This is a genomic window from Pelagicoccus albus (assembly GCF_014230145.1).
GTDB classification, from domain to species: Bacteria; Verrucomicrobiota; Verrucomicrobiia; order Opitutales; family Opitutaceae; genus Pelagicoccus; species Pelagicoccus albus.
Window position 1 is genome coordinate 358337 of the sequence record NZ_JACHVC010000006.1, and the last position, 13169, is coordinate 371505.

Here is a 13169-nt window from a genome sequence, read left to right on the forward strand (position 1 = left end):
AACAGTGAAAAATCGGCTGAGCGAATCTTGCAGGACTGAATGAGCGAGCGATAGGTGCCGATAGAGTAAGCTCTCTAGTGGATTAGGTTCTCCTAGGGAGTAAAGCCACGCTCCATGAGTCAAAATTTCGAAACCAACCCCTCAGCTCTCTCAATCTCCGATCTCGCTTCGTCACAATGCCAAAACACCGCTTTGTCGATCGGCGAGGAATTCGCGTATCTGCACTCGGTCAAATCGGGTCGTCGGCTGGCGTTTTTTCTGCATGGGACTCCCGGGCTATCCAAGGATTGGGATCTCGTGCTCAAAAAGCTGTCGGTCAGAGGGATCGAGAGCGACACGATTTCATTTGATCGTCCCGGGTTTGGAGACAATTCCGCGATCGTTCCGAATCAGGACTTTTCCACCCAAATCGAGAGTTTTGCCCGCTTGCTCGATGGAACAGGGAGCGAAGAGGAAAACCTCGTTTTGGTGGGGCACTCCTATGGAGCTGCTTTGGCGCTCGGTTTAGCGGACAAGCTGGTCGAGTCCGGCCGACTCTCCGGCATGGTTTTGATTTCAGGCGTTCTAAGCCCATTTGAGAAGCAACAACGTTGGTATCACCGCGCTTTGATTCAGTTTCCCATTTCGCTGTTCACTCCTGATCGTTTTTTGAAATCCGCCCAAGAGATGTCTGCTGTCAGCAAGCACCTCGCTCGCTTGGTTGAAGCTTGGGGCAGGTTCGATTTTCCAGTGACTTTTGTTCATGGAACGCGAGACCGACTGATTCCCATGGCCAATTCTCAATTTGCTATGGATCGGCTTTCAGCGGGTAAACTAGTGGAAGTGGAGGGAGCTGGGCATGCTTTGCCCAAGACTCACGCGGCATTGATCGCGGATGAAATCGTTTCGATTTTCAAAAGATTGGAGGCAGAAAATGTCTGAATTGAGCGCAAAGTCTAAATTGAACGCCAAGAAGTCGCTCATGACGATTGGGGCGATTCTGCTGGTCGCCGGACTGATGTACCTCTTGTACAAAAACCTTTCTGGCTTCGACTATCGTACCGTCATCGCGGCCATGAAAGGCTACTCTTGGTCGGCCGTCGCGTTCGCTATCGGATTTACCGCTGTCAGCTATCTGCTCATGGCAGGTTATGATTGGCTGGGGCAAATTTACATCGGGAATCGACAAAACTGGAAACGCACGATGCTCGTCTCGTTCTACAGCTATGTGCTTAGCTTAAACGTAGGACTCTCCATTGTCAGTTCATCTGCAGTTCGTTACAAGATGTATCAAGGTTGGGGATACAAGACTAGCGATATTGCCAAGCTAATCGTTTTTGCTTCGGTGAGCTTTTGGCTGGGGCTTGTCGTGCTTGCGGGTGCGGCTTTGTTTTTTACGGATGTTCGTTTTGACGGGGCGTACCCGATCCCAGACGCTTTGGTCAAACCGCTGGGAGCTCTGATGATGCTGGCCGGCTTGGCTTACATCTTAGCATGTCGGTTCTCGAAAGGTAAGCTAGCCATCAAAGGACGCGAGCTCGCCTTGCCCGGGTGGAAAACAGGAGTCGGCCAGATCGGTATTACTGTATTGGATACTGTAGCCGCGGCGACAGCCCTCTATTTTCTCATCCCCGACGACAATCTGAGTTTCTTCGCCTTCACGAGCATTTTCTGTATTGCGTTCTTTGGAGGCCTTGTGAGCTCCACACCGGGTGGAATTGGCGTATTTGAAACGGTCTTCTTACTCTTTCTTCCCACGGCTGCGAGCGACAATGAACTGCTGGCTGCACTGCTTGTGTATCGAGCAATCTACTTTTTGCTACCTCTGTTGGTTGCGTGCGCTCTTTTTGCGGCTTTGGAAGGGAAGTCCTTCGTTGGAAAAGCCGGACCACGCATGGAAAAGGCACAGACCTGGCTTAGCGTGATTGCTCCCAGAGTTTTATCGGCTCTTATCTTTTTCGGCGGTCTGATCATGCTTTTTGCCGGTTCTTTGCCGTCCAATTCTCTTCACTCGGAATGGCTCAAAGGGATGATGCCAGGAATGTTTGTAGAGCTCTCGCATTTTGCCGTGAGTCTCATGGGGTTGGCCCTTCTCTTTCTCGCTTACGGAATCAAGCGCAAGATAGACAGCTCTTATTATCTTACCCTGCTGGTGCTTTCGATCGGAGCTCCGCTCTCCCTCTTGCGAGGAGATGGAATGGGAGCTTTTCTCGCTCTGGTCGCCATGGGGGCTGTGCTGACACCTTGCCGTAGATACTTCTACAGACGCTCGTCGTTACTAGATCTCAACATGGACCTTGGCTCGCTTATCGCTGTCCTAGTGGCGGTCGCGTGTACTATTTATTTGGGTGTTTTTGTGTATCACCACGGAGCCTACGAGAACCAATCTTGGTGGGCCTTCGAGTTCGATGGACAGAAAAGCCGCTTTTTGCGAACCTCGTTCGGGATCGCTTTGGCCGGTTTGCTATTCTGTTTCTACAAGCTCGTCCATACGGTGAAGCCGATCGCCGGAACCCCTTATTGGCAATGTAAGGAAGCGGTCGACCGCATTCTGGAATCAAGCCCCGTGGCCTCCTCAAACTTGGCCTTAATGGGGGACAAGCGCTTCTATTTCAATGACGAGGAAACCGCGTTCATCATGTTCCGCATCAGCGGAAAGACTTGGGTATCGATGGGGGATCCGGTGGGGGACCCGAAAGCATTCAAGAATCTGATAACCTCTTTTCGCGAGCTGGCGGCAGAGTATGGCGGCCAACCCGTTTTCTACCAGGCCAGCAAGGATCATCTTTTCAACTACGTCGACGTTGGCCTGCGTCCGGTCAAAGTCGGAGAGGTGGCTCGCGTTCGTCTGGAGGACTTCACATTAACTGGTTCTAAGCGTCAAAGCATGCGCTCGCGCCTGAAGCGGGTTGCCAAGAAAGGCTGCGTATTCGAGATGCTCAGTCAGGAAGAGGCGCTGCTTGAAATGCAAACCTTGAAAGCCATCTCGGATGAATGGCTTGCTGCTAAGAAGGCGCGGGAAAAGGGCTTCTCCTTGGGTTATTTCGATGAGAGCTACCTTGCTCGCTTCCGCATCGCAGTCGTTCGCGTTGAAGGAAAAATCGTCGCATTCACCAACGTTTGGGAAACTCGCTCCAAAGAGGAGATATCCATCGATCTGATGCGCTACTCGAATGATGCTCCGCCTAGCGTGATGGAGTTTCTTTTCGTAGAGCTTATCAAATGGTCTCAGGAGGAGGGATTCGTATTTTTCGACCTACGAGTTGCTCCGCTTTCGGGGATCACGGTCGGAAACAGCGTTCCCTTCGCCCACAAGCTCCTCGATGTAGTCTTCAATCACGGGGAAAACTTTTACGGCTTTAAGGGGATCCGTTCCTACAAGGAACGATTCAGCCCCGAGTGGGAACCCATCTATGTGGCGAGCCCTAGCAGTTGGCGTCTGCCTTTTGTGACTGCAGATTTGACCCGAGTGGTCTCCTCTCGTCCGAGCCCATCCGCTCCGGCAGGTTTCCATGGCTCGAATTGATGGCTCGTCCGAGAGGACAAGTTGAGGAGAAAAGCGAGTTCCCCGGGTGGGATCGAAATTTGTTAAAAATAGGGGTTGAAACAAAGGGCGACAGCGTCGAGCTTCTCCACCGGCCAGGTCCTATGCGATGTTGGACGGGCGAATCCCGCCAGGACCGGAAGGTAGCAACGGTAGTCGCGTTTCACATGCGCCGTAGGGTGCCTGGCCACCTTTTTTCTTTTTGAAACGGCAAGGCGGTCGTCACGGGATGAGTCGCCAGAGCGGTTTTCCCCGACAAATGAGCCAAGGCTATCAGGTAATTGCCCGCAAGTGGCGTCCCCAGAAGTTCGACGAAGTGGTCGGTCAGGACCATGTCGTTCGCACCCTCAAGAATGCGATAGAGCAAAATCGTATCGCTCACGCCTATCTCTTTGTAGGGCCTAGAGGCACCGGAAAGACCACCACTGCCCGTATTTTCGCCAAGTGTCTGAATTGCGAAGGCGGGCCGCTCTCGGAACCTCCCGAAGACTCGGAGATCTGCAAAGCGATCATGGCGGGTACTTGTATGGACGTGCTCGAAATCGATGGCGCTTCGAACAATGGCGTCGAACAGGTTCGCGCCTTGCGAGACGACGCTCAGTACGCTCCGAGTCAGGGCAAGTTCAAGGTCTACATCATTGACGAGGTGCACATGCTTTCCACAGGCGCTTTCAACGCCTTGCTCAAGATTCTCGAAGAGCCGCCTGAGCACGTGAAATTCGTGTTCGCCACTACAGAAGCTCACAAGGTTTTGCCCACCATCGTTTCCCGCTGCCAACGTTTCGATCTCAAGCCGATCCCCGAAGATTTGATCCGGGAGCGCTTGGCTTTGATCTGCAAGACGGAGGGAATCGAAGCAGACGAGGATGCACTCAAGGCAGTTGCCCGCTTGGCGGACGGAGGAATGCGTGATTCCCAGTCCATTCTCGACCAGATGATCGCTTTCTGCGGAACGAAAATCACCGAGCCTGATGTGTTGCAGGTATACGGACTGGTTAGTGGAGAGCACATCAACGAGCTCGCCACCTCGATTGCGACCGGAAATCACCCGCGCCTTTTGGAACTCAGTGACCAATTTGACGCTTCTGGACAGGATTTTTATCGTGCTCTCGTAGACCTGCAGGCTCGCGTTCGACAGGCTCTGCTCGAAGCAGTTCGTGGAGGAGGTAAGACCACTAGCCTAGGCGAAGAGTTGAGCACCGAGTCGCTTACCCGTTTGTTGGACAGTTTGCGTCAAAGTGAATCCGGCCTAAAATTTGGATTGAGCGAAAAGGTTAACTTCGAGGTCGCTTTGTTGAAAGCCTCGGAAGAGTGCCGGGCCCGGGCGATCGACGGTTTGATTCGCGAGCTTTCCAGCATCGCCGAGAATCTGCCGGAGACTGCTGACGAAAAAAAAAACGACTGACGGTACCGGAGCGTAAGCCATACGTCACCAAGCAGATTGCCCCCGCGCCTGAACGGCAATTGCCAGTTGGCGCTCCAGAGCAGAGCCCATTTCCGTTAGAGGAGTCCGAATCTGACGACGGCTATATTGATATGCCTAGCGACTTCGATTTGGCCGAAGAGTTGGGAGCGACTATGCCAATCCTCGAGGAGGACATTTTGCCGGATGACGGTTCGGAATTGCCGGAATTAGAAGCGGTGGAAAAGCGAATTCCAGAGAAGACGAGAGTTTTGATGGAGGAGCTATTTCGAGCCAAACTTTCGAAAGTGCAGCGGGTTAATCCTAAGAAGATTCGCTAGAGGCTTTTTGACTTATTGAGCTTCAGCCACTCGCGGATCGACTTCAGATCTTCGTCTTTTTGGCTCATTTCAAGGTATTCTGGATCAAGGCGAAAGGAGCGGATCAGGTATTTCATAGCCGTTTCCGTATCGCCGGTGCAGCAGGCGTAGCATCCGAGATTGTAGTGGATGATAGCCTCTTCCGGAAAAAGTTTCACCGCTTTCTCCAAGATCGTTTTAGCGCTCTCAATCCCGCTCGAACGCCTCGTTACGTAGGCGAGGTTAACGACGTTTCCAGGGTCCGAACTTTCCTTGGCCGCCAAACGATGGGCAGTCGGGAGGGCTTCTTGCCAGCGTTGGGCTTCCATCAAAATGGCCAATCGCATTTTAAGAAGCTCGTTCTTGCAGGAGAGCATTTCGTCTATGTTCTCCAATTCGGCAAGGGCCTCGTCGAACATGCCGAGTTCGCGATAGCCGTTTGCGTAAGTTAAGCTTTTTTTGAATAGGATTTGATCTCGCTCGCTTGGCATTTTGGAAAGCGAACACTGTAGCGGTTGCTGCGAAATTGGCAATGATTTGGCACAACGAAAAAAAGGGCCCAGCCAAAGCTGGACCCGATCGTACGTAGATGTCTAAACCTAAGAAATTATTCGCTATCTGTACCGCGAGGCCCCCTTCCTGGACCGCGTTTTCCGCGTGAATGAGTGGCGGTGACAGCTTCCAAAAGCTCTGCGGTATCGAGCTCGGCGTCTCCGTCTGTATCAAAGTCTTCCACTAGTCCGGCGGCCATTTCTTCTGGATCCATAGCGCCTCGCTTGCCTTTCTTGCGCTGAGGAGGAGGTGGTGGCAGATCTGCATCTTCGTCGGCTTGAGCGTCTTCCATCTCAGCCATTCGACGTTCTTGAAGTTCTGCAAAACCGGTTGCCAACTCGGTGGCGTTGAGGCTGCCATTTTCGTCAGCATCGAACTCGAAAAGGTCGACGACAACGGTTTCTGGGTCAGGGCGCTCCGGGCGTTGTGGTTTGGCGTTGAGGTTTGCGACGAGGATGCCGCTTCCGAGAAGTGATAGGGTCAGTAGTGCTGTTTTCATTACGTTAGATTTTTGTTTTGTGGTAGCGGAACGGTTGGACTCGGTCTTTCCGTTTTGTGTGGTCCTAGTTAACCCTTTGGAGATTACGGGAATATGACACTTGGAATTACAAAATTGTAATGAATAGCAATCTTGCCTGTCGCCCTGCTTAAGGCCAAATTGGGACTATGAAGGTACTGCTCGTTGAGGACGAAAAAAAGATATCAGACTTTGTCGTTAAAGGACTTAGAGAGCAGGGCTATGTCGTAGAACTCGCGGAAGATGGAAATGACGGCTATCTGCACGCCACGAGCCAAAGCTACGATGTGATCGTTCTCGATATAATGCTTCCCGGGCGCGATGGCTTAAGCATTTTAAAAATGCTACGCAAAGGAGGAAACACGGTGCCGGTGATTTTGGTTACGGCTCGAGGCGAATTAGACGAGAGATTGGAGGGCCTGAATCTGGGAGCCGACGACTATTTGACCAAGCCATTCTATTTGGACGAATTAGTCGCCCGTATCCAAGCCGTTCACCGTCGGTCAAGTGGGCAGTCCTTAAGTTTGCTGCAAGTCGAGGATCTACTTGTCAGCCTTACAAACCGGGAAGTGAAACGAGCAGGTGAAATCGTAGAGCTTACTACTCGAGAATTTAATTTGCTTGAATACTTGATGAGGTCTCCCGGACGCGTGATGACGCGTACCCAGATTTTGGAACAGGTTTGGGGCTATGACTTTGATCCTAGTACGAATGTAGTTGATGTTTGCGTACAGAGATTAAGGAAGAAGATCGATGCGGGACACGACGTTCAGCTTATCGAAACCGTGCGTGGCGCGGGCTATCGGATGAAAAAGGCATGAAGTCATTTCGGCTTAGAATCATTCTCTGGACCACGATCATCGCAGGGGCGGTGATGCTTGGTTTTGGTGTAGCGGGTAACATCGCTTTTGAGAAAATGAAGCTTCGTCAGGTCGACGAGTCTTTGTCCTTGTTTGTGGCACGTTTACCATTTCCCCCGAACCATAAGTGGTTTTGGGATCGTGCCGGGGAAGATGTGCGTCAGGAGCTGGAAAGGCATTTAGGTTCCGATGCCATGGTGGCATCCTACGGAACACGAAATATCGTAGAGGAGGGTGAAGACCCTGTCTTACTGACCTCGAAAGGCGATTTCGAAGCCTTGTTTCCTGATCAATCAAGTTTACCGGCGACAAATGGTTATCTAGAAATGGAGCCAGAAGGACCAGGACCGGAGGGAGGTCCTCCGCGAGGGAAGTCACGGCGAAATGGAGCTCCGTTAGGCCGACCTGAATTCAGTTCAACCTTTGTGGAGAGTTCAGTCGACGGAGAGCGATGGCGTGTGTCGGTGGCAACTTATCCCGGCTTCAACGTACTGACCGCTGTAAACTACGAAAAGATTCGTCGCGACACAGCATTGATGAGGAGTTCGTTTGCGGTCGCTTTCCCCATCGCACTGTTGGCGATGGCTGCCAGTATTTGGTTTTTTGTTACGAGAGCGATTCGTCCCGTCGCTCGCTTGTCTACTGCCATCGAGAAAGTATCTGCTAAAAGTCTCAATGCACGTCTGGAAAACGAGGGGGCTTACAGCGAATTTGCTTCGCTGATAGACCATTTCAATCTCATGTTGCAGCGTTTGGATCGAAGCTTCACGCAGGCTACTCGTTTCAGCGCTGACGCGGCCCACGAGTTGAAGACTCCTTTGGCGATCCTACAAGGTCAGCTTGAAGTCGCCCTGCAGGAAGCCGATGACGACTCCAAGCAACAACGGTTATTGGGCGGCCTGCTGGAAGAGACGCATCGCCTGAAATCCATTACAAGGAAACTGCTTATTTTGGCGAAGGCGGATGCTGGCTCTCTGGAAACTCAGCTTGAACGGGTGGATTTACGTAGCTTGACGGAGGATCTTGTTGAATTGGCGAGTGAGGATGATCCGGGAGCTAATATTCGGTTAGAGTACGAAAAGGGAATCGATTACACAGCGAAATGCGACGAGACGCTGACCCGCCAGATTCTTAATAATCTCATCGGAAACTCGCTGAAATACAGAATCCCACAGGGCAGTGAGGTGTTGATCGAATTGCAGCGAGAGGAGGGCTCGTTGCGGGTGGAGGTTTCAAATCGCTGCGAGGCCTTAGGAGCAGATATCCGTTCTCGTCTTTTTGACCGTTTTATCCGGGCGGACAACTCCCGCAGTCGATCTGAGGATGGTACGGGCCTCGGCCTTAGCTTATCCTTGGAGTTCGCGAAAGCTCAGGGGGGCCAGCTTTCATTGGTTGAAGGAACCGAGGAGAATGAATTGAAGGTCCGCTTCGAGCTTCCGAGCTCCTGATATGGTGCGAAGGAGAGTGAATTTGGCGTTCCCCGTATTGACCCCAGCCCCGATTTTACTTGGGTTGGCTAACGATGCGTAATCCAGCTAATAGCTCACATCGTCTAGGGCGACGCGGTTTCTTCCGCTTTTTGTTCGTCGCACTTGTTCTCATCTTCTCCGGCCCATCCGGATTTGGAAAATCGAAGAAGTCAGCCTACACGTCGAAATTTGGCGTTATGACACCGGGTCCGAGCGGGAACTATCGCGTCTATGCGGAGACGACCTACATCTACAAGAACGTAGATCGAGACTATGCGCACGGTTTCGAAATCATTCGCAAGGATGGCCAACGTTTCATGGCCCAATACGAGATCCGCTTCCCGGAGCCCATCAGCATCAGTCCGGAACTGGAAAAGGCCTATACGGTGCTAGAAGGAGGCAAGTTAATCCGTTCCTCCTCCGAAATGCATTGGGAGATATTCTCTAGCCCCTTTTGGTTCTCTGAAGACGATCCAATTGGCGTTTATGAGCTTAAGATCTTTTTGGACGGAGAGTTGTATCGGACGATCAATTACGATGTCGTTCCCTTCGAGTCTGGCTTCTAGGAATTAGCCAGCCGTTAGGTCGAACACAGCTATTTCAGGAGGAGCGAAGAGCCTGAGCTGCGGCCCCCACGCTCCAGTTCCCCGGCTTAGATATAGATGCTGGTGTGACGCTAGTTCGGTTAGGCCAGGTTTGGCTCGGTAAGCTAGTTTTGTCAGCAGGTGAAAGGGAGCGATTTGTCCGCCATGCGTATGACCCGATAGCTGGAGATCAAATTTTCCAGCGCTCTCCGGATCAAAGGCAGGGCGGTGTTTCAAAAGCAAGTGGAAGGGAAGACGCGAGAGCGTTGAGAGGGCAGACTCTTCGTCTGGCTTCATTTCCGAAGCGGGGTCTTCAACACCGACGACAGTCAGCTGCGAATTCACGGGGAACGATCCGTTGCGAAGAACCGAGAATCCAGCCAGCTCAGTCAAAGACAAGGCTTGGTCGAGTCCTGCATACACCTCGTGATTCCCAGAGACAGCGAATTTGCCTAATGGCGCTTCAATCTTTCTCAAGGCATCGACAAAGGGCGCCATGAGCTCGAGGTAGCCATCGAATAAGTCTCCAGTGGATACAACGATGTCTGGCTTTTGCTGGTTGATTGTATCCACCAATTTCCGGGTGTGGGCGATCGAACTGCTGTCACCAAGGTGGAGATCGGATATCTGTACGATACGCAGGGAATGGTTGGCATTGGAAATCTTGGGGCTACGAAGCCTGATTTTCCGCAGTCGAACGCGTTTTGCGTCGAAGGCTGCCCAGAGGCTGAGTCCTACGGTCGAAATGAGCACGAATAGAAATTGTGCTCTGTCGTTGAAGCTAACTGTAATTAGCTGAACAAGGTCGCTTAAAGCAGATAGGCTAAATGCGATGCAAGTTATGCCGAGCCAAGTGTATCCAATCCATGAGAACGGTAGCGATGCGGCGAGCTTTCCTCTCTTCTCCAAAAATATCGCTACAAACAGCGAAAGAAATAGGAGGATAATCGCGGTGGCGAAAAAGACGCTTAGCCCTGGATAGGCGGCTGCCGCTACGCGGAAAAGATAGTAGTTTATTAGCCCCAGAATGATGGGGATGAGTAGCATGGCCATAAGTGAAAGAAGAAAGACGCCAGGCAAGTGCTGGCGTCCTTCTGCGCAAAGTCTGTTCGTCTATTCGTCCCAGAGCTCTTCGAGGAGGTTGTGCATCGCTGCGAAGGCACGTTTGGAACTGGTTGGATTGTAACGGGATCCATCGGAATTCGCTTCTGGGTTTGTGAAGCTGTGGACCGTATCGCTGTACTGAACGAGCTGCCAATCCACCTCGGTGTCTTGCATTGTGGATACGAAGGTTTCCACGTCTTCTTGTGAAACATACGGGTCGTCAGCCCCGTGCAAGACCAAGACCTTTGCTGTTGTTTTTGCCGCGTCCGCTTCGAGGGTGGGAGAAATCAGGTCTCCGTGGAAGCTGACGATTGCGTCCAGTGACTCGCCTGTCCTGCCCAACTCGAGAACCGTTCCTCCGCCGAAGCAAAATCCGGCCGCCGCAACTTCTTTCACATTTAATCCGAGGGGGGCAGCTTCAGCTTTGAATACTTCGAGAGCTTTTGCGGCTCTGGCTCTCATGAGATTGCGATCGCTCCGTAGCTTGCCCGCTGCCGCTCCAGCTTCGCTGCCGTTGGTCGGACGGGTGTCTGTGCCGTACATATCGACCATCATCACGAAGTAGTCGTCCCCAGCCATCTTCATTGCCTTTTCCAAGGAAGCTTCTGTAGGCCCCATCCAATTTGGGACCATAAGGATCCCGGGGCGTACCTCATCGTTGTCCGGTTCGTAGACGATGGTGCTTTCGAAGGTCACTCCATCGAGTTCGTAGAGAACGACTCTTTTTTCGAAATGGTGCTCCGCGAAGGCGGAACCAGAGGTTAGGGCGAAGGTGGCAAGTAGGCTGAGGATCAATTTCATAGGCATAGTTGGTTGGAAGGTGTAACGGGCTGGCTGTGCCAGAAATTGCGCCACCTGATGGATACCTTGTTTTATCGAGACGCTAAAAAAGCCGTCTCCGAGGGAGACGGCTGGGGAGAGTTTGCTTAGCGAACTCGGTCGCTCCTGCCTATTTTTTGATTTGGAGGATGCGCTCGTTGATGAGCTGAAGAATCTGGGTCTCGAACTCTTCGAATAGCATAGTTGGCTTTCCGTCGTGGAAACGGCTGCGCACGGAGACCTTTCCTTCCTCTGCTTCGCGTTCGCCGACGATCAAGGTATTGGGCACCTTGTCCAGCTCGGCATTGCGGATCTTGGCTCCCAACTTGTCGGAGTTGTAGTCGCCAGTAGCGCGAACGCCGTTGGCCTTTAGTTGGGCAACTAGGCTTTCGGCGTAGTCGCGAACCTTGTCGGAGATTGGCAGAACGCGAACTTGCTCTGGAGCCAGCCAAGTCGGGAAGTCGCCGCCGAAGTGCTCGATGAGCAGCCCGCAGAAACGTTCCATGGAACCGAACGGAGCTCGGTGCACCATGACAGGTCGGTGCGGCTTGTTGTCAGAACCAGTGTAGTTGATATCAAAGCGCACCGGCAGGTTGTAGTCGACTTGCACAGTGCCGAGCTGCCACTCGCGACCGATTACGTCCTTAACCACAAAGTCGATCTTCGGACCGTAGAATGCCGCTTCGCCTTCCTCTTCGACGAAAGGTACGCCAAGGGTTTTGACCGCTTCGCGGATGGCGGCTTCCGCCTTATCCCAATTTTCGGGATCGCCCACGTATTTGTCTGAACTCGGATCGCGCAGCGAAACGCGTACCGAGTAGTCTTCCATGCCCAAAGTACCGAAGACGATTTTGACGAGGTCCAAACAGCCCTGGATTTCACCCTGAAGTTGTTCTTCTGTACAGAAGAGGTGGGCGTCGTCCTGAGTGAAGCCGCGCACGCGAGTCATGCCGTTCAGTTCGCCAGATTGCTCCCAGCGGTAGACGGTTCCGAATTCGGCTAGGCGAATTGGTAGATCACGATAGGAGTGCGGCTCCGAATCGTAGATCTTGATGTGCATGGGGCAATTCATGGGCTTGAGCAGGTAGCCCTCGATATCGCCGGTTTCCAAATGGTTGGTCAAAGTCGAGCAGGATGCGTTGTCGTTCGCCAGATCCGCGAGGGAATCGCGCTCGATGAGCGGAGGGAACTGTGACTCCTGGTAGTAAGGGAAGTGGCCTGAGGTTTTGTAGAGGCCGAGCTTGCCGATGTGAGGCGTGAAAACTTGCGAGTACTCCTGCTTGATCAGCTGCTCGGAGATGAAGTCCTGAAGCTCCTGGCGGACGATGGCGCCTTTCGGCTTCCAGAGGATTAAACCTTGCCCGACTGCTTCGTCGATGTGGAACAAGCCCATCTCCTTGCCGACGCGGCGGTGGTCGCGTTTGCGGGACTCCTCGAGTTGCTCGAGGTAAGTGTCCAGCTCGGCCTTAGTCGGGAAAGCGGTACCGTAGATACGCTGCAGTTGCTTGTTATTCTCGTCGCCGCGATGGTAGGCACCAGCGATGGAGAGAAGTTTAACCGCTTTGATCTTCTTGGTGTAATTGACGTGAGAGCCGGCACAGAGGTCGAGGAATTCACCATTGCGGTAGAAAGACACCTGTTCGCCCTCGGGAATGTCGTCGAGACGGCCGAGCTTGTACTCGGTCTGGCCGAATTCGGTGATCATCTTGACCGCTTCCTCGCGAGATACCTCGATCCGCTCGAAACGTTGGTTTTCCTTGATGACCTTTTTCATCTCGGCCTCGATCTTTTCGAGGTCGTCGGCGGTGAATTTGTGATCCAAATCGAAGTCGTAGTAGAACCCGGTGTCGGTAGGAGGCCCGATGTCGAGCTTCGCTTCCGGGAAGAGGCGAAGGACTGCGGTGGCGAGAACGTGCGACGAGGAATGCCGGATCTCTTCGAGTGGAGTCATTTGTTCTTTCATTTTGTGAGGGAGAAAGG

General features: G+C 52.6%; 12 protein-coding genes and 1 other RNA gene. 8 read left to right on the forward strand and 5 right to left on the reverse strand.

The annotated features are described in order from the left end of the window. The first annotated feature begins 114 nt into the window (after nucleotides 1-114). The 5 genes from H5P27_RS04960 (at nucleotide 115) to H5P27_RS04980 (ending at nucleotide 5266) form a co-directional block, all read left to right on the forward strand. Entirely contained in the window at nucleotides 115-921 is an 807-nt protein-coding gene (locus H5P27_RS04960; RefSeq protein WP_185659268.1) for an alpha/beta fold hydrolase, read from the forward strand. Beyond that, nucleotides 914-3505, forward strand: coding sequence for a bifunctional lysylphosphatidylglycerol flippase/synthetase MprF (mprF, locus tag H5P27_RS04965; protein WP_185659269.1), 2592 nt, complete (start codon nucleotides 914-916; stop codon nucleotides 3503-3505). Before H5P27_RS04960 ends, mprF begins: the two co-directional genes overlap by 8 nt. Nucleotides 3506-3616: 111 nt before the next feature. Continuing rightward, an RNA gene (gene ffs, locus H5P27_RS04970) (signal recognition particle sRNA small type) lies at nucleotides 3617-3715 on the forward strand. A 67-nt stretch (nucleotides 3716-3782) separates the two neighbouring features. Then, nucleotides 3783-4928, forward strand: a complete 1146-nt coding sequence (gene dnaX, locus H5P27_RS04975; RefSeq protein ID WP_185659270.1) for a DNA polymerase III subunit gamma/tau — start codon at nucleotides 3783-3785, stop codon at nucleotides 4926-4928. A gap of 131 nt (nucleotides 4929-5059) precedes the next feature. Further along, nucleotides 5060-5266: a hypothetical protein gene (locus H5P27_RS04980; RefSeq protein ID WP_185659271.1), complete on the forward strand. Its 207-nt coding sequence runs from the start codon at nucleotides 5060-5062 to the stop codon at nucleotides 5264-5266. Here H5P27_RS04980 and H5P27_RS04985 read toward each other — a convergent pair. Both H5P27_RS04985 and H5P27_RS04990 read right to left on the reverse strand, forming a co-directional pair. Beyond that, entirely contained in the window at nucleotides 5263-5775 is a 513-nt protein-coding gene (locus H5P27_RS04985; RefSeq protein WP_185659272.1) for a tetratricopeptide repeat protein, read from the reverse strand. The two genes, H5P27_RS04980 and H5P27_RS04985, sit on opposite strands and share 4 nt — an antisense overlap. Nucleotides 5776-5891: 116 nt before the next feature. Further along, nucleotides 5892-6335 carry a hypothetical protein gene (locus tag H5P27_RS04990; RefSeq protein WP_185659273.1) on the reverse strand — a complete coding sequence of 148 codons (444 nt, stop codon included), beginning with the start codon at nucleotides 6333-6335 and terminating at the stop codon, nucleotides 5892-5894. Nucleotides 6336-6502: 167 nt separating this feature from the next. Between H5P27_RS04990 and H5P27_RS04995 the strand changes: the two genes are divergently transcribed. The 3 genes from H5P27_RS04995 (at nucleotide 6503) to H5P27_RS05005 (ending at nucleotide 9248) form a co-directional block, all read left to right on the forward strand. Then, nucleotides 6503-7174, forward strand: coding sequence for a response regulator transcription factor (locus tag H5P27_RS04995; RefSeq protein WP_185659274.1), 672 nt, complete (start codon nucleotides 6503-6505; stop codon nucleotides 7172-7174). Then, a complete protein-coding gene (locus tag H5P27_RS05000) occupies nucleotides 7171-8661 on the forward strand; it encodes a sensor histidine kinase (RefSeq protein WP_185659275.1) in 1491 nt (496 codons plus the stop codon). The genes H5P27_RS04995 and H5P27_RS05000 overlap by 4 nt, the downstream gene beginning before the upstream one ends. 74 nt (nucleotides 8662-8735) lie before the next feature. After that, nucleotides 8736-9248, forward strand: a complete 513-nt coding sequence (locus H5P27_RS05005) for a hypothetical protein (protein WP_185659276.1) — start codon at nucleotides 8736-8738, stop codon at nucleotides 9246-9248. Between the two features lie 3 nt (nucleotides 9249-9251). On the opposite strand, the gene H5P27_RS05010 is transcribed toward H5P27_RS05005, so the two are convergent. The 3 genes from H5P27_RS05010 to thrS form a co-directional block, all read right to left on the reverse strand. After that, nucleotides 9252-10319, reverse strand: coding sequence for a metallophosphoesterase (locus tag H5P27_RS05010; protein WP_185659277.1), 1068 nt, complete (start codon nucleotides 10317-10319; stop codon nucleotides 9252-9254). 60 nt (nucleotides 10320-10379) lie between these two features. Continuing rightward, on the reverse strand, nucleotides 10380-11171 hold the full coding sequence (locus tag H5P27_RS05015; RefSeq protein WP_185659278.1) for a dienelactone hydrolase family protein: 792 nt from the start codon (nucleotides 11169-11171) through the stop codon (nucleotides 10380-10382). A gap of 148 nt (nucleotides 11172-11319) precedes the next feature. Next, entirely contained in the window at nucleotides 11320-13152 is a 1833-nt protein-coding gene (gene thrS / locus H5P27_RS05020; protein WP_185659279.1) for a threonine--tRNA ligase, read from the reverse strand. Between the last annotated feature and the right edge of the window lie 17 nt (nucleotides 13153-13169).